General features: G+C 65.2%; 19 protein-coding genes. 10 read left to right on the top strand and 9 right to left on the bottom strand.

The genetic code is table 11. From position 1 onward, the window contains the following. The first annotated feature begins 1 nt into the window (after nt 1). Nucleotides 2–1,222: an RNA polymerase sigma factor gene (locus tag JNE37_RS06210; RefSeq protein ID WP_203066335.1), complete on the top strand. Its 1,221-nt coding sequence runs from the start codon at nt 2–4 to the stop codon at nt 1,220–1,222. A 6-nt stretch (nt 1,223–1,228) separates the two neighbouring features. Here the strand turns inward: JNE37_RS06210 and JNE37_RS06205 are convergent, their stop codons facing one another. Both JNE37_RS06205 and JNE37_RS06200 read right to left on the bottom strand, forming a co-directional pair. Further along, complete coding sequence (locus JNE37_RS06205; RefSeq protein WP_203065675.1) at nt 1,229–1,699, bottom strand: hypothetical protein; 471 nt, start codon at nt 1,697–1,699, stop codon at nt 1,229–1,231. A 67-nt stretch (nt 1,700–1,766) separates the two neighbouring features. Beyond that, nucleotides 1,767–1,940: a hypothetical protein gene (locus JNE37_RS06200; RefSeq protein WP_182398546.1), complete on the bottom strand. Its 174-nt coding sequence runs from the start codon at nt 1,938–1,940 to the stop codon at nt 1,767–1,769. 289 nt (nt 1,941–2,229) lie between these two features. Here JNE37_RS06200 and JNE37_RS06195 point away from each other — a divergent pair, with 289 nt between their 5' ends. After that, the gene (locus JNE37_RS06195; RefSeq protein ID WP_156046457.1) at nt 2,230–2,946 is read left to right on the top strand and encodes an aspartate/glutamate racemase family protein; all 717 of its coding nucleotides are present in this window, start codon (nt 2,230–2,232) and stop codon (nt 2,944–2,946) included. Between the two features lie 38 nt (nt 2,947–2,984). Continuing rightward, nucleotides 2,985–3,404, top strand: coding sequence for a MerR family transcriptional regulator (locus JNE37_RS06190; RefSeq protein WP_035095558.1), 420 nt, complete (start codon nt 2,985–2,987; stop codon nt 3,402–3,404). A 42-nt stretch (nt 3,405–3,446) separates the two neighbouring features. On the opposite strand, the gene JNE37_RS06185 is transcribed toward JNE37_RS06190, so the two are convergent. The 4 genes from JNE37_RS06185 to JNE37_RS06170 form a co-directional block, all read right to left on the bottom strand. Continuing rightward, nucleotides 3,447–3,956, bottom strand: coding sequence for a GNAT family N-acetyltransferase (locus tag JNE37_RS06185; RefSeq protein WP_203065674.1), 510 nt, complete (start codon nt 3,954–3,956; stop codon nt 3,447–3,449). Then, a complete protein-coding gene (locus JNE37_RS06180; protein WP_203065673.1) occupies nt 3,953–5,047 on the bottom strand; it encodes a M24 family metallopeptidase in 1,095 nt (364 codons plus the stop codon). Before JNE37_RS06180 ends, JNE37_RS06185 begins: the two co-directional genes overlap by 4 nt. A gap of 72 nt (nt 5,048–5,119) precedes the next feature. Next, nucleotides 5,120–6,712 carry an ABC transporter substrate-binding protein gene (locus JNE37_RS06175; protein WP_203065672.1) on the bottom strand — a complete coding sequence of 531 codons (1,593 nt, stop codon included), beginning with the start codon at nt 6,710–6,712 and terminating at the stop codon, nt 5,120–5,122. Next, nucleotides 6,709–7,371 carry a helix-turn-helix domain-containing protein gene (locus JNE37_RS06170; protein ID WP_246513546.1) on the bottom strand — a complete coding sequence of 221 codons (663 nt, stop codon included), beginning with the start codon at nt 7,369–7,371 and terminating at the stop codon, nt 6,709–6,711. Before JNE37_RS06170 ends, JNE37_RS06175 begins: the two co-directional genes overlap by 4 nt. Before the next feature lie 146 nt (nt 7,372–7,517). On the opposite strand from JNE37_RS06170, the gene JNE37_RS06165 reads away from it, so the two are divergent. The 7 genes from JNE37_RS06165 (at nt 7,518) to JNE37_RS06135 (ending at nt 18,013) form a co-directional block, all read left to right on the top strand. After that, entirely contained in the window at nt 7,518–8,609 is a 1,092-nt protein-coding gene (locus JNE37_RS06165) for an ABC transporter permease (RefSeq protein ID WP_035036550.1), read from the top strand. After that, on the top strand, nt 8,609–9,514 hold the full coding sequence (locus JNE37_RS06160; RefSeq protein WP_203065670.1) for an ABC transporter permease: 906 nt from the start codon (nt 8,609–8,611) through the stop codon (nt 9,512–9,514). Before JNE37_RS06165 ends, JNE37_RS06160 begins: the two co-directional genes overlap by 1 nt. Then, nucleotides 9,511–10,341: an ABC transporter ATP-binding protein gene (locus JNE37_RS06155; protein WP_246513544.1), complete on the top strand. Its 831-nt coding sequence runs from the start codon at nt 9,511–9,513 to the stop codon at nt 10,339–10,341. Before JNE37_RS06160 ends, JNE37_RS06155 begins: the two co-directional genes overlap by 4 nt. After that, the gene (locus tag JNE37_RS06150) at nt 10,338–11,084 is read left to right on the top strand and encodes an ABC transporter ATP-binding protein (RefSeq protein WP_203065668.1); all 747 of its coding nucleotides are present in this window, start codon (nt 10,338–10,340) and stop codon (nt 11,082–11,084) included. The genes JNE37_RS06155 and JNE37_RS06150 overlap by 4 nt, the downstream gene beginning before the upstream one ends. A gap of 17 nt (nt 11,085–11,101) precedes the next feature. Further along, nucleotides 11,102–11,620: a GAF domain-containing protein gene (locus tag JNE37_RS06145; RefSeq protein ID WP_035036544.1), complete on the top strand. Its 519-nt coding sequence runs from the start codon at nt 11,102–11,104 to the stop codon at nt 11,618–11,620. A gap of 247 nt (nt 11,621–11,867) precedes the next feature. Next, nucleotides 11,868–13,703, top strand: a complete 1,836-nt coding sequence (locus JNE37_RS06140; protein WP_246513542.1) for an autotransporter assembly complex protein TamA — start codon at nt 11,868–11,870, stop codon at nt 13,701–13,703. Further along, nucleotides 13,700–18,013 (top strand): translocation/assembly module TamB domain-containing protein, encoded by a 4,314-nt coding sequence (locus JNE37_RS06135; RefSeq protein ID WP_203065667.1) that lies wholly within the window; start codon nt 13,700–13,702, stop codon nt 18,011–18,013. The genes JNE37_RS06140 and JNE37_RS06135 overlap by 4 nt, the downstream gene beginning before the upstream one ends. Nucleotides 18,014–18,479: 466 nt before the next feature. Here JNE37_RS06135 and JNE37_RS06130 read toward each other — a convergent pair whose 3' ends face one another. The 3 genes from JNE37_RS06130 to rfbA are packed head-to-tail and all read right to left on the bottom strand — an operon-like array spanning nt 18,480 to nt 21,015. After that, entirely contained in the window at nt 18,480–19,520 is a 1,041-nt protein-coding gene (locus JNE37_RS06130; RefSeq protein ID WP_203065666.1) for a Gfo/Idh/MocA family protein, read from the bottom strand. A 53-nt stretch (nt 19,521–19,573) separates the two neighbouring features. After that, the gene (rfbC, locus tag JNE37_RS06125; protein WP_203065665.1) at nt 19,574–20,128 is read right to left on the bottom strand and encodes a dTDP-4-dehydrorhamnose 3,5-epimerase; all 555 of its coding nucleotides are present in this window, start codon (nt 20,126–20,128) and stop codon (nt 19,574–19,576) included. Continuing rightward, nucleotides 20,125–21,015 (bottom strand): glucose-1-phosphate thymidylyltransferase RfbA, encoded by an 891-nt coding sequence (gene rfbA, locus JNE37_RS06120; RefSeq protein WP_203065664.1) that lies wholly within the window; start codon nt 21,013–21,015, stop codon nt 20,125–20,127. Before rfbA ends, rfbC begins: the two co-directional genes overlap by 4 nt. Nucleotide 21,016 lies beyond the last annotated feature (1 nt).

The following is a 21,016-nucleotide window of genomic DNA, read 5'->3' as shown; positions in this document are numbered from 1 at the left end:
TATCCCCGCCACGATCGAGGCGATCTACCGCGCCGATTCCCGGCGGGTGCTCGCCTCGCTCATCCGGCTTCTCGGCGGCATGGAAGCGGCCGAGGAAGCCTTGCACGATGCCTTTGTCGCCGCCGCCCGGCAGTGGCCGCAGGAGGGCGTGCCCCGCAATCCCGTGTCCTGGCTGATCTCGGCCGGGCGCTTCAAGGCCATCGACCGCATGCGCCAGCGCGTCCGGTTTGATGCCGCCCAGGGCGAATTGCTTCGGCAAGTCGAAGAGACCATGGACGAACAACCCGATGAAGAGGACATCGCTGACGATCAGCTCCGCCTGATCTTCACCTGCTGCCACCCGGCTTTGCCTGCCGATGCCCAGATCGCGCTGACGCTGCGCGAAGTCTGCGGCCTCAGGACCGAGGAAATCGCCAGCGCCTTCCTCGTCGGCGCACCCACCATCGGCCAGCGCATCGTGCGCGCCAAGGCGCGGATTCGTGACGAGCAATTGCCCTATCAGGTGCCCGAGCCCGAAGAGTTGTCCGAACGGCTGGGGATGGTCCTGCACGTCGTCTACCTGGTGTTCAACGAGGGCTATTCGGCCTCCTCCGGCGATCGGCTGGTGCGCCGCGAGCTTTCATCCGAAGCCATCCGTCTGGGCCGCCTGCTGTTCGATCTTCTGCCCGAGCCGGAAGTGGCGGGCCTACTGGCGCTGATGATGCTGCATGAGGCCCGTCGCGCAGCGCGGATGACGGCGGATGGCGACATCATCCTCCTCGCCGATCAGGATCGATCGCTCTGGAACCGCGGGATGATCGCCGAAGCCGGCCGGCTGGTGGCCGATGCGATGCGGTCGGGGCGGCCGGGCGTCTATACGGTGCAGGCTGCAATCGCGGCGCTGCATGCCGAGGCGGAGACGGCCGAGGCAACCGATTGGGTGGAGATCGTTGGGCTCTATGATCTTCTCATGCGGCTCGATCCGTCGCCGGTGATCGCGCTCAATCGCGCGGTGGCCGTGGCGATGCGGGATGGCCCGGAGGCTGGGCTGCGGTTGATCGAGGGGATACTCGAAAGCGGCGAGCTGACGTCGTACCACCTGGCGCACGCGGCGCGGGCCGATCTCTATCGGCGACTGGGCAAGAAGGACGAGGCGCGAGGAGCCTATGCCGAGGCGCTACGCCTAGCCCGGCAGGAGCCGGAGCGGCGGTTTCTCGAGCGGCGGCTGGCGGAGCTGGACTAGTCCTCCTCAGCAACGCCCCGCCTTGAATGTCTGTACCAGTTTCTCGACGACCGGATTGAGCTTGACCACGTCCTGCTGCGCGTATTCCAGGCGGAACATGGCGTATTGGTCGCCGCACCTGGCGATGCCGCGGGCATAGAGCACGTGGCCGCCGCGACTGCCCGAATAGCTGATCCATTGCGGGGACGAAGCTTCGTAGCTCATCGCCCAGCCTTGGTCGGCATCGCCCTGCTTGCGCTGCTGCATGTCGGCGGAAAATTCCTCGTCGAGGAGATAACCGCCCCAGACGGTCAGCGTCTGCGAGCCATCCTTTGAGCGAAACACCTGGCCGTCGCCGCTATCGGACTCGCCACCGCCCGAAAAACCGGGCGGCACGCCGATCTCGTAGCCATAGCGGGTGTTGGCGTAATTCCCCCAATCGGCGGCAATGGCGGGGGAGATGAACAACAGGCAAATAAAGGCAAATAAAATACGCATGCGGCCAGTGTGCCGCGCAAAGGCGGCGTCGCGCAAGGGCGCGCGGCGCCACGCGGGGAAATTGTGATCAGGTACCCCTGAGCAGGCAGCCTACGGCGAGAACCACGAAGCCCAGCAGCAGGATCCAGAACGAATACCCGCCGATGGCCGCTCCGAGCACGCCGAACCAGCCGATAAGAGCGATGATCGCCAATACAATCGCGATCCAGAATACGATTTGGGTAGGTGCGCTAAGTGTCATCTTGGCCTCCCCTGCCAAAAACGAATCACTTTTCGAGTGTTGGACCGGCCGCAATTGTGTGCAAGTAATCTGCGTGGCATTTACACAAAACTTGCCATGCATTGCACGCATTCGCGCTGCGCGCGGCTTTCGTGATTGCGTACGGACGCGTTCTCCGCGATTCTACGGAGGGGGCTTGGTGCGTCGGGGCTATTGACCGCTGGGCCGAATTTCATTCAGCCAGACGGGGGAACCGGTGTCGATCCGGACCAGCTTCTTCTTGCAAAGAACTATCGGCATACTCGGTGGCATGAGCAATCACGCCACGGGCGAGTATTACCGCTTGCTCAACGACCAGCTTGCCGAAGTCAACAACGGCAACACCGGCGAGATCGCCATCGTCTCCGCCAATTACGGGAACATCGAGCACTTCGTGTTCAATGACCTGTGGGCCGAGGCCGAGGTTTACCTCGCCGAAAAGCTCGACCGCCTCGAGGCGGCCAAGCCGGACGTGGTGCTCTGCGCCTCCAACTCGATGCACCTGGCCTTCGAGCCGGTCGTCGAGAAGCGCCACACGCCCTATATCCACATCGTCGACCCGACGGGTCACGCTATCCGCGAGGCGGGACTGACGCGCGTGGGCCTCCTGGGCACCCGCTTCACGATGAACTCGAGGAAGATGCACCAGCGCTATCTCGACCTCTGGGGCGTCGAAATCATCGTACCCGACGAGCAGGATCGCGACCTCATCGACCACATCACGCTCCAGGAGCTTTGCCACGGCGTGGTGAGCCCTGAGAGCAAGGGCGAGGCGCTCGACGTCGTGGCCGATCTCGAGGCGCGCGGCGCACAGGGCATCATCCTGGGCTGCACCGAACTCTGCCTGCTGCTCGGTCCCGATGACGTGCCGCACCTGCCGACCTTCGATACCACCGCGCTTCACATCTCGGCGGCTGTCGATTTCGTGCGCGGCGACGATCGCCTGGTCCTGGTCGGCCGGCCCTCGGGCTTGGCGCGTTCGGCGTGAAGGCCTATATCTGACCTCTAGAGACTAGAGGTTGTGAGATGCGCGACTACGCTATCGGCGAGCTTTCGTCGCTTTCGGGCGTCAAGGTTCCGACCATTCGCTATTACGAGGAAATCGGGCTCCTCGCCGCCCCGCCGCGTACCGAGGGCAATCAGCGTCGGTACGATGAAACGGCGCTGAGCCGCCTGCGCTTCATTGCCCATGCCCGGGCGATGGGGTTCCCGATGGATTCGCTCAAGGCAATGCTGCGGATTTCGCGGCACCCGGAGGACCCGTGCGACGATATCGACGATCTGGTCCGCGGCCGCCTGGCCGAGGTCGAGGAGCGTATCGCCAAGCTCACCAATCTGCGCTCCGAGCTTCAGGGCATGCTGACCAGCCACGCGCACGGCAAGGTTGCCGAGTGTCGGGTGATGGAGGTTTTGTCCGATCACGATAATTGCCGGCACGAGCATTAGGCCGGCTGTACTGCGCTCAGCGAGTGGGCGGAACAGTAAAGATTACCCCGCGAACCCCGGCCGCATCCGGGCCATTCGGTTCGAGTGCCCGTACCTTCCGGCAGTGAAGATGTCGAAGCGGGACTGTCCCTCAAGGACGAAGCCGAATTTCTCGTAGAGGGCGATGGCGCCCGTGTTATCGGCCGCCACGCTCAGTTCGATGCGCACGAGATTGAGCCAGTTGTCCGCCTGGTTCAGCATTTCGGTCATCAGCGCCTTGCCGACGCCGCGCCCCTGGAAGTCGGGATGCACCGCGATGCCGAAGCTGGCGACGTGCTTGCGGCGCGGTGCGCGGTTGGTGAGGAGGCCGAGATGGCCTACCGGCCGGCCATCCACGACCCCGACGAGTTCGAGCCCATCGGGATCGCGGGTCTTGTAGAAGTCGCGCCAGAACGCATCGGAGCGATGCGGCACCTGCGCCGTGTTGGCGATCACCGCCTCGTGGGCATAGATTTCTGCCAGGCTCGGAAAGTCGCTTTCCTCGACCCGCCGGACGGTGACCGCCTGGCTCATGGCTGGACGATGACCGGGCTGCGCGAGAGCTCGGAAAGCACCTCGGCCTGGTTGCCGCGCACGATCACGATCTCTTCGAGACGCACGCCGAACCGGCCCTGGAGGTAGATGCCGGGCTCGATCGAAAAGACATTGCCTTCATCGAGGATCGTCTCGGACGCGCCGGTGATATAGGGCGGCTCGTGGACGTCGACGCCCAGGCCGTGGCCGGTGCGGTGGAGGAAGAATTCGCCATAGCCGGCGGCGGTGATGACATCGCGCGCCGCCTTGTCGACCTCCTTGGCGGCAACGCCCGGCTTGGCGGCGGCCAGGGCGGCCTGCACGGCGCGCTCGAGCACGCCCACCACTTCATCGAACCCTTCCGGCTTTTCGCCGATCACCGCGACGCGCGTCATGTCCGAGGGGTAGCCATCCTTGCGGCCGCCGATATCGATCAGCACGGCCTCATTGGCCTTGAGCATGCGGCTGCCGGTATGGTGGTGCGGGAAGGCGCCGTTCTCGCCGAAGCAGACGGACACGAATTCCGGCTTGGCGCCGTTGGCGAGGTAATAGTCACGGATAGCCTGGCCGACTTCGAGTTCGGTCACGCCTGGCTTGAGGGCGGCAAAGCCGGCCTTCATGGCGCCGTCGTTGAGCACGGCATTCATCTTGAGCGCCGCGTATTCGGCATCGTCCTTGCGGGCGCGCAGGTATCCGACCGTGTCGGTCAGGAACTTGCGCTTGGCGCCGGGCAGGGCGTCGATCACCAGCAGCGCGAAATCGGCGCGCATGGTTTCATCGAGCGCGATGGTGAGGTTCTCGCGATTGGCGCCGAGGTCGCCGAGCAGGGACGCGAGGGCGGCATTGGGGCCGTCGGCATCGGTCCAGGTGTAGAAGGGCAGCTTGGTATAGGGGCGCTGGCTGTCGGCATTGAGCGCCGGCATCAGGAAGCCAGCATGGTCCTTGCTGACGATGAGGAGCACCGGACGCTCGTCGCCATGCGGCGACATGCCGGTCAGCCAAACCAGGTGAGAGGAGGGGCCCACGACGACCAGGTCCGTCCCGGTAGCTGCCATCTGTTCGCGCAAACGCGCCAGGCGTTCTTCATACATGTCGGATTTCCATTCGGTTGGTAACGACTGAGCCGCCCCGTGGGGCGGCTCGTTGCTTGCGGTTTTCGAAACTTAGTTCTTCTTGACCAGGCGGTAGAAGACGAAGTCGCTGGTAGCGCCGTTCACATAGCCATCGACCTTCTTGTCCATGGCGACCTGGGTCGCGGCCTGGAACATGATGACGATGGGCGAATTGGCCTGAACCTTCTTCTGCAGGTCGATATACATCTCGTTGCGCTTGGCCGGATCGGCTTCGGCGCGGGCAGCCTTGGTCTCTTCGTTGAGCTCGGCCGGGACAGCCCAGCCGTTACGCCAGGTGGTCGTCGACTGGTAATTGTCGTCGGCATTGTTCTCGTTGAAGGCGAAGGCCTTCGCGTTGGAATCGGGATCCATGAAGTCCGGGCCCCAATAGAGCAGCATGCCTTCGTGGGTACGGGCACGGTACTTCGTGATGACCTGCGAGCCGGTGCCCGGGATGATCTCGAAGTTGATGCCGGCCTCGGCGAAGGAAGCCTGCAACGACTGCGCCATGTCGGTGAACGGGGTCGAGTTGATGACGTCGAGCGTGACGGTCATCGGGGTCTTGACGCCGCCGTCGGCCAGGATCTGCTTGGCCTTTTCGACATCGTAGCTATAGGGCGTGTCATCGAGCGAGCCCGGGAAGCCCTTCGGCCAGAAGGCCTGGTGGATTTCCATCTGGCCCTTGAGGAACGAGTCCGTCATGCCCTTGTAGTCTACGAGGTAGCGCGCGGCTTCCCAGATCGCCGGGTTGGTCAGCGCTTCGTCCTTCTGGTTGAAGGAAAGGAAGTGCACGGCCGCCTGCGGGTAGGTCTCGACCTTGACGGCGTCCTTGCCGGCGAGGCTCGAGATCTGGTCCGGGGTCAGGTTCTTGGCCATGTCGACGTCGCCCGATTCCAGCAGCAGCTGCTGGGTGGCGGCTTCGGCGACGTGACGGATGATGACCGACTTCATGGCGGGAGCGCCGCCATAATAATTGGGGTTGGCGTCGAGGTTGATCAGCTCACCCGGACGGAAAGCCTTGAGGATGAAGGCACCGGTACCGGCAGAAGCGCCCTTGAGGTAGGCATTGCCGAAGTCGCCGTCCTTTTCGTTGGCCTGGACGGTCACCGCATCCACGACCGAAGCCGGGCGGGCAGCGAGCACGTTGAGCACGAAGGCGGACGAGAAGTCGCCGTCATAATTGACCACGACCTTGTTGCCGTCGGCGGTGACCATGGAGTCGATATTCTCCGGGGTCCAGCCGAGCTGGGTCAGGATGAAGGCCGGGGCCTTGTTGAGCATCACGACGCGCTTGAACGAATAGACGACGTCCTCGGCGCGCAGCGGGTTGCCCGACGAGAACTTGACGCCGTCGCGCAGGGTGAAGGTGATCGACTTGTTGGCATCGTCCGCAGCCCATTCGGTAGCGAGGCCCGGCGCCAGCACCTTCACGTCCGGCGCATCGTACTGCACCAGGCGGTCATAGGTCTGGGTGACGTATTCGCCCGACGAGAACTCATAGGCTTCCGCCGGATCGATCGAGACGATGTCGTCGATGTTCTGGGCCACCACGAGCACATCGGCCGGGGTAGCGGCAAAGGTGGCGACCGATGCCATCGGCATGGTCAGGACAGCCGCAAGGAGCGCGGCCTTGAAGAGCTTCATTCGGTGTTCTCCTTCTGATGCGAAGTCTTTTTGGTTTTTCCCGTGGCCCTTGAACTGCGCAGGGCCGGGCGCTCGGCGCGCGACCTGAACATCGGCAGGGTGCCGGTCCAGAGGAGGCGCGCAATCTCGTCGCTGTCATTGGTCCAGGAATGCGGGCGGTTGCCGCGGAAGTGCATGCTGTCGCCGTCCGAAAGTGTCACGTCCTCCTCGTCGAGCCGCAGCGAAATGCTGCCCGACAGCACGAAGAGAATTTCCTCGCCTTCATGGCTCACCGTCTCCGAGCGATAGCCCGGCGGCACGTTGAGGATGAACGAGGAGAGGACATTGCCGGTAAAGTCGGCGGCGATGCGCTCGTAGATGATCGAGGAGCCATCGACCGAAAAGCGGTTTCGCTCGGTCGAGCGCGTCAAACCATCTTCCGCGCTGGGCGTGGCGATGAAATAATCGACCCCGAGATCGAGGCTGCGCGCGATCTGCGCCAGCGTGCCGAGGGAGGGAGTGGCGTGGTCGCGTTCCACCTGGCTGAGATAGCCGACGGAAACGCCGGCGGCGTCGCCCAGCGCCTGCAGCGTCATGCGCAATTGCTGGCGCCGGGCGCGGATCAGCGCCCCGACCTTGGGCTGCGTCTGCGCAGCGGGTTTGCCGGCGGCAGGTGACACCCTCGTTTCACTCCCACTAAAATTTTTTTGATCTAAGCAAAGTTGTTTGTATAGTCCAAGCGGAATTTTGAATACGAGGGCGGAAAGCCCCAGCGCTCTCGCGTATAGTGAGGGCCAGGCGTCTGACATCAGGAAGCGTATAGCGCGTGGCATTCGAACCGGACTCTGCAACAGAGGTCGTCATCGCAGAAGAAACCCAGACCCGCGGCGGGCGACCGCATGGGGTGCTGAAGTTCCTCCTCGCCGTTGGCGGCTTCATCCTAACCATCGCCCTGACCTTCCTCGGGCTCCTCGCCATCACCTTCTTCATCGGCCGCGTCATCCCGATCGATCCGGTGCTGGCGGTGGTGGGCGATCGCGCTCCGCGTGCCGTCTATGAGGCTGCGCGGGTGCAGATGGGGCTGGACCAGCCGCTGCCCATCCAGTTCTTCCGCTATATCGGCGCCGTGCTCTCGGGCGACCTCGGCACCTCGGTCTCGACCGGCAAGCCGGTGGCGCAGGATCTGGCGCGCGTCTTCCCGGCAACCCTCGAAATGGCGACGCTCGGCATCATCATCGGCGTGGTGCTCGGCGTGCCCATGGGCGTCTGGGCCGCAGCGCGCCAAGGCAAGCCCATCGACCAGGTGATCCGCGTCGTCGGCCTCCTCGGCTATTCCATCCCCGCCTTCTGGCTGGGCCTTGTCGGTCTCGCCGTATTCTATGCCCGCCTCAAATGGGTGGGTGGCCCGGGTCGCGTCGATATCTTCTATGATGGCCTCGTGCAGCCCGTGACCGGCCTGCTGCTCATCGACAGTCTCATTGCGGGCGATTTTGATATCTTTATGAACGCGGTCTGGCACCTGCTGCTGCCCGCTTCCGTGCTCGGCTTCTTCAGCCTCGCCTACATCGCGCGCATGACCCGCTCCTTCATGCTCGACCAGCTGGCGCAGGAATACGTGACCACGGCCCGCGTCAAGGGCGTGCCCGAGCGTCTCGTCATCTGGCGCCACGCCTTCCGGCCCATTCTCGTGCCGCTCATCACGGTGATCGCCCTCTCCTATGCGGGGCTCCTCGAAGGCTCAGTGATGATCGAGACGGTCTTTTCCTGGCCGGGCATCGGCAACTACCTCACGACGGCTCTGCTCAATGCGGACATGAATTCGGTGCTGGGCGCCACGCTCGTCATCGGCGCGGTCTTCATCGCCATCAACAAGATTTCGGACGTGCTCTATCGCGTCCTCGACCCGAGGGCCCGCTGATGGCTTCCACCCGCGACTGGCTTCTCGACGATTCCCCGTCCTCGCGCCTGCAGGCCCGGCTCGGCCGCGGCTATCGCGTGCTGCGCTCGCTGCTGCGCAATCCACTCGCCGTCGTCGGCGCGATCATCGTGCTCGGCCTCATCATCATGGCGGTCTTCGCGCCGGTCTTCGCCACGCATTCGGCCACGGCGCAGAACCTCTCGATGCGCCTCATGCCGCCATCGGCCGACAACTGGATGGGCACGGACGAGCTTGGCCGCGACATCTGGAGCCGCGTCGTCTACGGCTCGCAGATCACCCTCGTGATCGTGCTGCTCGTGGCGGTATTGGCAGCGCCAGTCGGCCTCATTGTCGGCGCCGTCTCGGGCTATTTCGGCGGCTGGGTCGACAAGGTGATGATGGGCATCACCGACATCTTCCTCTCCATGCCCAAGCTCATCCTGGCGCTGGCCTTCGTTGCCGCCCTCGGGCCTGGCATCCAGAACGCGATCATCGCCATCGCCATCGCCACCTGGCCGAGCTATGCCCGTATCGCGCGTGCCGAAACCATCACCATCCGCAACTCCGAATTCATCTCGGCGGTGGAATTGCAGGGTGCTTCCAAGCTCCGTGTGATCGTGGCGCATATCCTGCCGCTCTGCACCTCATCGATGATCATCCGCGTCACCCTCGACATGGCCGGCATCATCCTGACGGCGGCCGGCCTCGGCTTTATCGGCCTGGGAGCGCAGCCGCCGCTGCCCGAATGGGGCGCGATGATCTCGCGCGGACGCTCCTTCATCCTCGATCAATGGTGGGTCGCCACCATGCCCGGTTTCGCCATCGTCATCGTCAGCCTCGGCTTTTGCTTCCTCGGCGACGGCCTGCGCGACGTGCTCGATCCCAAGCACGGAGAACGCCAGTGACGAACCTGCTCGAAGTCCGCAACCTGCGCGTCACCTTCCCCTCGGCCCGCGGGCCCGTGGAAGTGGTCAAGGGCATTTCCTTCTCGCTCGGCCGTGAACGCCTGGGCATCGTGGGCGAGAGCGGGTCGGGCAAGTCCATGACCGGCCGTTCGATCCTCAAGCTGATCCGTTCGCCTGGCAAGGTGACGGCCGACCGGCTCGATTTCGACGGGCTCGACCTGCTGCGCCAGAGCGACAAGCAGATGCGCGCCATTCGCGGCGCCCGCATCTCGATGATCATGCAGGACCCGAAATTCTCGCTGAACCCGGTGATGACCATCGGCGCCCAGATCGCCGAGGCGCTCCTCACCCACCAGCGCCTGGGGCGCGGCGATATCCGCCAGCGCGTCCACACCATGCTGGAATCCGTGCGCATCGCCGATCCCGCACGTGTGGCCAAGCTCTTTCCGCATGAGGTCTCGGGCGGCATGGGCCAGCGCGTCATGATCGCCATGATGCTGATCCCCGAGCCCGACCTGCTGATCGCGGATGAGCCGACCTCGGCACTCGACGTGTCCGTCCAGGCGCAGGTGCTCGACATCATCGACGATCTCGTCAAGCGCAAGGGCATGGGGCTGATCTTCATCAGCCATGACCTCAACCTCGTCTCGAGCTATTGCGACCGCATTCTGGTCATGTATGCCGGAACGGTAGTCGAGGAATGCGTAGCCAGCGAGTTGCAGCACGCCAAGCACCCCTATACGCAAGGCCTCCTCGCCGCCATTCCGCGGCTCGACGAGGATCGCCCCGAACTCCCGGTTCTCGACCGCTCGGGATGGGCCGCATGACCGCCATCGATATCCAGAAACTCGACGTCTCCTACGGCGACACCAAGGTCACGCGCGATATCGGCTTCGCCGTCGCCGAGGGCGAAAGCTTTGCGCTGGTGGGAGAAAGCGGCTCGGGCAAGACCACGGTGCTCAAGGCCATTGCCGGCCTCGCCCGCACCTGGACAGGCTCGATCTCGGTCTTCGGCAAGCCGCGCAGCCACGGCATCGACCGCGACTTCGCCCGCCAGTGCCAGATGGTCTTCCAGGACCCCTATGGTTCGCTCCATCCGCGCAAGACCGTGGATGCGGTGCTCAGCGAACCCCTCGCCATCCATGGCGTCGGCGGCGATCACGGCAAGCGGGTCGAAGCTATGCTCGATGCCGTCGGGCTAGACCGCAAATTCCGCTTCCGCTTCCCGCACCAGCTTTCCGGCGGCCAGCGCCAGCGCGTTGCCATTGCGCGCGCACTGATGCTCGAACCCAAGCTGCTGCTGCTCGATGAGCCGACTTCCGCGCTCGACGTTTCGGTGCAGGCCGAGATTCTCAATCTCCTCAAGCGCCTGCGCAAGGAGCAGGGGCTGACCTATCTCATGGTCACGCACAACCTGCCGGTGGTGTCCTTCCTCTGCGACCGGCTGGCGGTGATGCGCCACGGCCGGGTTGTCGAGATCGCCGATGTCGGCCAGCTCAAGCGCGGTGCGCTCACCAATCCCTATTCCCGTGAGCTGATCGAACTCAGCGCCACTCCCTCCCAGACCTGACTATCCCGAGGACAGAAATGACCGCTCCCGCAATCGCCAAGGCATTGGCGGATTTCGACCTTGCCATTGCCAACGCCAAGGATGCCGAGGCGCCCTGGCGCGCGCTCGAGGCGCTGGCGCAGGTCGTGGTCGGCGCCAAGCTTTTCACGGTCATGAAGGTCGATTGGCCCAATGACCGCTCCGGCCGCGTCTATAGCAGCGACCCGGCAGCCTACCCGGTTTCCGGCACCAAGCCGATCAACCGCACCTATTGGTTCGACACCATCCATACTCAGCGCAGGCCGTTCGTGGCCAACACCATTGCCGGCATTGCCGAGGTGTTTCCCGACCACGAAATCATCTGGTCGCTCGGCTGCGGCTCGGTACTCAACTACCCGGTCTCGATCGCCGGCGAGATGATCGGCACGGTCAACCTCCTCCACGAGGAGCATTTCTATACGCCCGAGCGCGTTGCGGCTGCCGAGCAGCTTTCGCTGCCCGCCAAGCTCGCCTTCACCGCCGCCGAGTTCATCGCGCGCAACAAGGCGACAGCTTGATTTTTATTCAAGTGTTGCCGCCATAAACTAGCCGCATAAAGGTCCACCTGTTACCTTCGCTTGGGTGGTTCCGTGTTCCAGACGCGCGACCGTTAACGGGATATTGGTCCATTTGGGCCAAAATCTCCTTTTGGCCGAGTGGGTTGAGTGTTTACCCCCGGCAGCTACAGGGAGCAGGGCTCTGCAGCTTAGTCGCGTCATATTGTGCGTTTCGGCACTGAGTATCATGGCGGCCACGGTGCCGCCGGTGTCCGGATTCGAGTTTTTCGGCATCAAGCTTTTCGAGGACCAGAGCGAAAAGGACGCAGATGCCGTCATCGCCGATCCGGTCTCCTATAGCGTCACTTTCAACACCACCGGTGCTGAAAAGGACATTGCCGATATCATCCGCAATTCGTCCGATCTCGGCGCCGGCCAGAACGAGCCGGCATCGGGTGTCGCCGGGCTCGTGGCCAAGGCGCGCGGCGACTATCGCCGCATCCTCGGCAGCCTCTACGACCAGGGCTATTACGGCGGCACGGTCAGCATAACGCTCAATGGCGTGGAAGCGGCCAAGGTCGCGCCCGATGCGAAGATGACGCGGCCCGTCGCGGTCGCCATCGCGGTCAACCCCGGCCCGCTCTTCCATTTCCGCAATGTTTCGATCGTCAACCGCGCGCCCGCCTCGGGCGATCCGAACGATCGCTCGCCGACGCCCGAAAGCCTCGGCTTCGTCATGGGCGGAGTGGCGCGTGGCACCATCGTGCTGCGGGCCGAGCAGGCGCAGATCGAAGCCTGGCGCCGGCTGAGCTATGCCAAGGCCGCGGCCGGCGAGCGCAAGGTCGTCGCCGATCATCGCGCCAATGCGCTCGACGTCGTCATCACTATCGATCCGGGCCGGCAGGCTGCGTTCGGCGAGGTGACGGTTACCGGCACCGAGCGCATGGACCCCGAATTCGTGCGCCAGCAGACCGGCCTCGCCGTCGGCGAACCCTTCAGCCCCGACGCCGTGAGCCGCGCCCAGAAGCGCCTGGCGCGCCTCGAGGTCTTCCGCTCGATTCGTCTGGAAGCCGCCGAGAGCATCGGCATCGATGGCTTGCTGCCCTACAACATCATCGTCCAGGAGCAGGCGCTGCACCGCTTCGGCGCCGGCGCGACGTTCTCCACCGTCGATGGCCTGGGCTTTGAAGGCTTCTGGCTCAAGCGCAACCTCTTCGGCCGTGCCGAGCGCATCCGGCTCGACGCCAAGGTCGCCGGCATCGCCTTCCCGATCAACACCGCCCAGTTCGACTATGCCTTCGGCGGCACCTTCACCAAGCCGGGCTTCCTGACGCCCGACACCGATCTCATCGCAGCCGTCTCGGCCGAGCGCACCTTCCTCGACAATTACACCGAGACCTCGCTCACCGCCCGCGCCGGCCTCACCCATTATCTCAGCGACGAGATCACCCTCGAAGGCGGGCTTGCCTACAAGCGCGCCCGGTTCGATGACGACTTCGGCACGCGCGACTTCTCGACCCTCTCGGCCTATGGCGGCGGCACGTTCGACAATCGCGACGACAAGACCGACGCCCATAGCGGCTGGTATCTCAACGGTCGCGTCGAGCCGTTCTACGATCTCAACTATGGCGTCTTCGCCGCCCAGACCATGGCCGAAGCCCGCACCTATTTCGCGCTGGGCGACAGCATCGTGCTGGCAGGACGCGTCAAGGCCGGCCTCGTGGTCGGACCCTCGCTCGCCGAAATCCCGCCCGACAAGCTGTTCTTCGCCGGCGGCGGCGGCTCGGTCCGCGGCTATGGCTTCCGCAGCATTGGCGTGGACGGGCCTAACGGCACGACGACCGGCGGCCGGTACCTGCTCGAAGGCTCGGTGGAAGCCCGCTATCGCTTCAACAACGATTTCGGCGCCGTGGCCTTCGTCGACGGCGGCTATGTCGCTGCCGACACCTTCCCCGATATCTCCCAGCTCCGGCTCGGGGCGGGCGTGGGGCTGCGCTACTATACCGGCCTCGGCCCGCTGCGCCTCGACGTGGCCATCCCGCTCAACAAGCGCTCGGGTGACCCGAACTACGCACTCTATCTCGGCATAGGACAGGCCTTTTGAGACGACTGCTTGCATTCCTGCTGTTCGCGCTGGCGCTCGTCGTCGCCGCGCCCGCCTTCGCCCAGGCTCAACCTGACGCGGAAGCGGAGAAGAACGGCTTCCTGCGCTTCGTCCAGGATCGCCTGTCGACGCCCGATCGCATCATCCGCATCTCCAATATCGATGGCGCGCTGTCCTCCGACGCCTCGATCGCGGAGATCACCATCGCCGACCCCGAAGGGGTCTGGCTGCGCATCGTCAATGCAAAGATCAACTGGAACCAGGCCGCGCTGCTCCTCGGCCGGCTGGAGATCAACACGCTCTCGGCCGACAGCATCGAGTTTCTGCGAAATTCGGCGCCGCCCCAGCAGTCCGACCTGCCTTCGCCGGAAGCCGGCGGCCTCTCGATCCCGCAGTTCCCGGTCTCGATCAATATCGGCAAGATATCGGTCCCCAAGATCACCTTCGGCCAGCAGGTCTTTGGCCTGGGCTCGGAGATTTCGCTCGAAGGCGCGCTGCGGCTCGATGGCGGCTCGCTCGACACCACGCTCGATATCGTGCGCCTCGACGGTCCCGGCGGCACGCTCAACGCCAAGGTGGTCTATCAGGCGGGGACGCAGAATCTCGACCTCAACATCGCTCTGGCCGAGCCCAAGGATGGCATCATTGCCAACCTGCTCAATATCGATGGCCGTCCCGATGTGAAGTTCACCCTCGCAGGCTCCGGCCAGGTCAAGGACCTGCGCACCGACCTGACGTTCGACGCCGGCGGCCAACGCGTGCTTTCGGGCGTGGCGACCATCAACCAGGTGGCCGAAGGGTTCGACGTGGGGCTCGATCTCCACGGCCCGATCGCGACCCTGGTCGACGAGCCGTTCCGTCCCTTCTTCGGCGCCGACTCGCTGGTGACCGGCCGTGCGCTCATACGCTCGGAAGGCGGCATCGACCTCACCGGCATCAAGCTTTCGGGCGGCCAGCTCGCCCTCACCGCCGATGCCCGGACGACCCCGGACGGTTTCCTGCGCCAACTCGCGCTCTCCGCTCAGGTCGCCAGCCCCGATGGCAGCAAGGTGCTGCTGCCGGTGCCGGGCGCGCAGACCCAGGTGCAGAGCGCCGACCTCAAGATCGACTTCGGCGCCGAGAACAGCGAGAACTGGTCGGCCGCGCTCAACGTCGTCGATTTTGACGGCAAGACCTTCGCCACCAAGGCGCTGACCTTCAAGGCCTCGGGCGTCGCTGCCAATCTCGACGACCCCGCGCAGCGCCGCGTAACCTTCAACGGCGATGGCTCGGCGACGGGCCTGACGGCGACCAATCCCGATATCCAGGCCGCGCTCGGCGATACGATCGGCTTCGGCATTGCCGGGCTCTGGAATGCCGGGCAGCCGGTGCGGCTGGCGCAATTGCTCATCGAGGGCAAGGCGCTCGACCTGGCGCTTGCCGGCACTATCGACAACTGGGTCTATGACGGCGACGTGGCGATCCGCACCGCCAATATCGCACCCTTCTCGGACATGGCCGGACGGCCGCTTGCCGGCGCGCTCGACCTCAAGGCCAAGGGCACGATCAGCCCGCTGGTCGGCGGCTTCAACCTCAACCTCGACGGCACCGGCACCGACCTCGCCATCGGCGAGGAAACGGCCGACCGGCTGCTGGCCGGCGAAGTGCGACTGACCGGCCGCGTGGCGCGGACGGAGCAGGGCCTCGAGACGCAGGATTTCAACCTCGGCAACCAGCAGGTGCAACTGACGGCTAACGGCAACTTCGCCACCGGCACCGCCGATTTCCGCTTCGACCTCGGCCTCGCCGACCTCGCTCTGCTCTCCAAGGATGCCAGCGGCGCGCTCAAGGTCTCCGGCACCGCCAAGGGCCAGGACAATAACATCGCCCTCAACCTCGACGCCGGGGTCGCGCAGGGTGCGCTTTCGGGCCGGAACCTCCAGGACGGCAAGCTCGGCTTTGCCGGCACGCTCCGCGAGGGTGTCCTGGCCGGCGCCATTACCGGCAACGCCTTCCTGGATGGCCATCGCATCGACCTCGCGGCCGATATCTCGGCCGACGAGCAGGCGCGCAACCTCACCAATCTCGATTTCAATGCCGGCGGCACGCGGCTGACCGGCGGCATCTCGCAGGACAAGGCCGGGCTGCTCACGGGGCAGCTGCAGCTGGCCTCCTCCAACGTCTCGACCGCCGCCGCGCTCTTCCTGCGCGAAGCGACCGGCGCGGCCAATGCCTCGATCTCGCTGACCGCAGCGGACGGCAAGCAGGCAGCGGCGGTGAGCGGCACCGTCGAGGGCCTCGCGACCGAAGGCATCAGGATCGGGGCAGCCGACATCCAGGCCAATATCGCCGACCTCTTCGGCATTCCCCAGGTTCAGGGCAGCCTCACCGGCAGCAATATCTCGGCGGCAGGTGTCGACGTTGCGACCGTGAGCGCTTCGGCGAACCTTGACGGCAACACCACCAATTTCGATGGGCAGGCCGCCCTCGTCAACGGCACCAACCTCGCCCTTGCCGGGGCATTGGCGCCGCTCGACGCCGGCTATCGTCTCTCGCTCGACAAGGTGACACTCAACCAGGGCCAGCTCTCGGCCAGCCTCGCGCAGCCGACCACGCTCATGGTCAATGGCGATACCGTCAGCATGGACGCCATCCAGTTCAATGTCGGCAGCGGCCGCATCACTGCGACCGGTACGGCGGGCAACGAGCTGGCGATCGACCTCACCATCAATGCGCTGCCGCTCTCGGTGGCCAATGCCGTCGCGCCGGACCTGGCGCTGTCGGGCACGCTCAACGGCACCGCCCGGATCGGCGGCACGCGCTCGTCGCCGCAGGCCAGCTTCACGCTGGCCGGGCAGGGAATCGACGCGGCGGCGCTGCGGCCGATCGGCATCGCGCCGGTCTCGTTCTCGACCAGCGGCAACTTCGCCAACGACACGGTTCGGCTCGCGAGCCTGACGGCCAACGGCGCGGGCGGGCTGAGCATTTCGGGCAACGGCACGGTTCCGCTCAAGGGCAACGGGCTGGCGCTCAACCTCACCGGCTCGGCGCCCCTCAGCCTCGCCAATCGTTTCGTCGCCGATCGCGGCGGTCAGGCCAGCGGCACGGTCTCGCTCAATGCACGGGTGAGCGGCAGCATCTCGGCGCCGCAATTCGCCGGCGAGGTTTCGACGCGCAACGCGCAGTATATCGACCCGCTGACCAACCTGCGCCTCAACAACATTACCGGCTCGGCGACCCTGACCGGCGAGCGCGCGACCATCAACAGCCTGACGGCCAGCCTGGCGACCGGCGGTTCTATCGCAGTCTCGGGTACGGTGGGGCTAAAGGCCCCGGCCTTCACGACGGACCTGACGCTCAACCTCAACGATGCGCGCTACGCCGATGGCGACCTCGTGGTCGCCACCATGTCCGGCGCGCTCAACCTGCGCGGGCCGCTGCTGCAGGGGCCGCTGCTCTCGGGCAACATCCTCGTGCGCCGGGCCGATATCTCGATCCCCGAGCGGCTGGGTGGTGGCGGCGCGGTACTCGACGTTACCCACAAGGCGCCTTCGCCGGAGGTCACGCAGACGCTGGCGCGCGCCAAGGTCGACGTGCGGCCGGGCGGCGCCCCGGCGCCGCGCGAGCGGCCCTCGGCGATCCAGCTCGACGTGACGATCAACGCGCCCAACCAGGTCTTCATCCGCGGCCGCGGGCTCGATGCCGAACTCGGCGGCGCGCTGCGGCTGACCGGGCCGGTGACCAATGTGCAGCCGGTGGGCGGGTTCGACCTCATCCGCGGCCGCCTCTCGATCCTGGGCCAGCGCGTGGTCTTCGAAAGCGGCTCGGTGACCCTCTCGGGCAATCTCGATCCGGACGTGCACCTCGTGGCCAGCACGCAGGGCGACGGCATCACCGTCTACGTGACGGTTTCGGGCACGGCGTCCGACATCAACGTGACGTTCACCTCCGATCCCGCCCTGCCGCAGGATGAGGTGCTGGCGCGGCTGATCTTCAACCGCTCGATGGGCGAACTGTCCCCGCTCCAGCTGGCCCGGCTGGCCGGCGCGGCCGCCGAACTGGCGGGCGGCGGTGGCGGCGACCTGGTGGGAAGCCTGCGCGACGCGGCGGGGCTGGCCGATCTCGATATCGTCACCGACGCCAAGGGCAATGTGGCGGTGCAGGCAGGCAGCTATATCCAGGACAACGTCTATCTGGGCGTGCAGGCCGGAGCCAATGGCCAGAGCAAGGTGACGGTGAACCTCGATATTACCAACGACCTCAAGGCGAAGGCCGCGCTTGGCGCGGACGGGAATTCGAGCGTGGGTGTGTTCTACGAGAAGGACTACTAGGGGCGGTTGCGCGGCGGGAGTTTCCGCGCGCGCTGCGTCTGGGGCCTTGGCAGGTGAGAGGCGGGGCGGTTGGTCGCCTGGCGCGACCGTTGAGATCAGATCATACCCCGCCTGGTCCACTGCCCGCCTAGGTGCACGGCGAGTTGCCCTTGCACCGACTTATCCTCTCCGTCGAAGGCAGGGACTAGTCGCGCGGTCGGGTGTTTTGCGTGCGACGCGCGTTTTTTCGCTCTTTTTGGCAGCAATATGCAGTCAAGTCATTGATATATATGTACTAACTGCGTTGGCTCTCCGTCAAATCGTTAAATTTTGACTCAATTTCGGGCAATGTTTGCCCATCTTGCGCGGGTTTTCGCGCGGTTTAGAGCCAAATTGGCCAATCCGAAATTCGTGTCTCTATCCTCCTGAGCGCATCCGGCTGCCGGGGGAGTCTAGGCTGGCCAGGCGGCGCGGGGATTAGTTTGCGCTAGAGGCTGTCGAGGCGGACGGGGGCGCCACCGTTGAGCGAGGACTGGAGCGCGGCCTCGGCGATGGCGAGGGTCATGACGTTGTTGCGGCCCGAGGGGAAGTGCAGGGGCTCGGTGCCGGTGCGGATGGCCTGGGCGAAGGCGGCGAGCGTGCCGGCGCGGTCGTGGAAGCGCATTTCGGGGAGCGCGACTTCCTCCATCGTCGCATTGGGACGGCGGATCTGCACGGTGTCGCGCTTCATCGGCCAGGGCTGGTCACCGCGCGAGGTCCAGGTGATGGAACCCTTCTCGAAATCCATCTTCCAGTCGCCGCCCCAGGGCGTCTGCGGGCCGAAATCGACCCAGCTGCCGCGATAGCTGACATGGACGCCGCTGGGGAAGGAGAACACCATCGCGCCCGCCGGATGCATTTCGTAGGGACTGCCCGGCGGGTTCCAGGTGCGGGCACTGACCTCGACCGGGTCCTCCCCGATCACCAGCCGCATGAGGTCGTAATGGTGGATGGCCATGTCGCGCAGCAGCGGATGTGGAATCTTGAGATTGCTGCTGCGCTCGGCAAAGGCATTGCGCCGGAAATCGACGTTGACCGAGGCGAGACGACCGAGATAGGCGCCGCGCGTGAGCTGGGCGGCCATCTGCGGGGCAGGGTAGAAGCGGTAGTTCTGGCTGACCGCCAGCACGAGCCCGCGGGCTTCGGCCAGCGCCACGAGATCACGCGCCTCCTGGAGGTTTTCGGTGAAGGGCTTTTCGACGACCACGTGCTTGCCCGCTTCGAGCGCCTGCCAGGCGACCGGCGCGTGGAGCGCGATGGGCAAAGCGACGATCACGGCCTCGGCGTCGACGGCGGCCATCGCGGCTTCAAGGCTGGGGAAGAACTTTTCGGGCGGCAGGCCGAGGCGCTGCTGCATGCGCGCCACGGTGGCGCTGTCGCGGTCGACATAGGCGAGAACATCGACCTCCGGATGCCCCGCCAGCACGCTGGTTGCCCAGTTCGAGCCCCAGGCTCCCAGCCCCACATGGATCGTCCGAATCGGTTCCATACGCGCCCCCGTTTGCGGGAACGATATCCGGCCGTCGCGCGGCGAAGAAGGGGTCAGGCCAGCTCGAAAACGTCGGCTTCGGCAAGGCGCCTGCCCAGCGCGTCCTTGGGGGAGAGACGGGGCGTGGCGGTCGATGGCCATACGATGCCGATCTCGGGATCGTCCCAGATGATGCAGCGCTCGCTGGCCGGGGCGTAGAAATCGGTGGTCTTGTAGAGCACCTCGGCGCCCTCGGTGAGGGCGAGGAAACCATGGGCGAAGCCTTCGGGCACCCAGAGCTGGGCGTGGTTTTCTGACGAGAGGGTTTCGCCGACCCATCGGCCGAAAGTGGGCGAGCCGCGGCGGATATCGACGGCGACATCGAAGATCTCGCCGCGCGCCACGCGCACGAGCTTGCCCTGGGGATTGGGCGGCAGCTGGTAGTGAAGGCCGCGCAGCACGCCCTCGGCCGAAACGGAATGATTGTCCTGGACGAATTGCCGGTCGAGCCCGGTCAGCTCACGGAAAAGCCGCTGGTTGAAGCTTTCGAAGAAGACGCCGCGATCATCGCCCAGGACCCGGGGTTCGAGGCGGATGACGTCGGGGATGGCGAGGCGGGTTGCCTTCATACGGGGACCAGCGTGCGTTCATCGGCCAAGCGGCGCAGATACTGGCCATAGCCACTCTTGCAGAGCGGATCGGCCAGCCGCAACAATTGCTCGTCGTCGATCCAGTGATTGCGCCAGGCGATTTCCTCGGGGCAGGCGATCTTGAGCCCCTGCCGCTTCTCGATGGTGGCGATGAACTGCCCCGCTTCGAGGAAGGAATCGTGGGTGCCGGTATCGAGCCAGGCATAGCCGCGCCCCATGAGCTCGACGCTCACGTTGTTGGCCTTGAGATAGAGCTTGTTGAGATCGGTGATCTCGAGCTCGCCGCGGGCGGAGGGGCGGAGCGACTTGGCGTAGTCGACCACCTGGCTGTCGTAGAAATAGAGGCCGGTGACGGCGAAATTGGATTTCGGCCGCTCGGGCTTTTCCTCGATGCTGACCACGCGCCCGGCGGCATCGAACTGGGCGACGCCATAGCGCTGCGGATCCTGCACCTGGTAGGCGAAGAGCGTGGCGCCCCGATCGTGATGGTCGGCCCGGTCGAGCAGGTCGCTCAGCCGGTGGCCGAAGAAGATGTTGTCGCCAAGGATCAGCGCGCTCGCATCGTTCCCGAGGAAATGCTCGCCGATGAGGAAAGCCTGGGCCAGTCCGTCCGGGCTCGGCTGGGCGGCGTAGGAGAGGCTGAGGCCCCACTGGCTGCCATCACCGAGAAGGCGCTGGAAGAGCGGCAGGTCGGCCGGGGTCGAGATGACCAGGATGTCGCGAATGCCGCCGAGCATGAGCGTGGTCAGCGGGTAATAGATCATCGGCTTGTCGTAGACCGGCAGCAATTGCTTGGAGATGGCGAGCGTGGCCGGATGGAGCCGTGTGCCGCTGCCGCCGGCGAGGATGATGCCTTTGCGCTTCATA

The sequence above is a fragment of the Paradevosia shaoguanensis genome (genome assembly GCF_016801025.1).
Lineage (GTDB): Bacteria > Pseudomonadota > Alphaproteobacteria > Rhizobiales > Devosiaceae > Paradevosia > Paradevosia shaoguanensis.
Note: the sequence above shows the minus strand (reverse complement) of the source record. Positions and strands in the feature narration are given on the sequence as shown.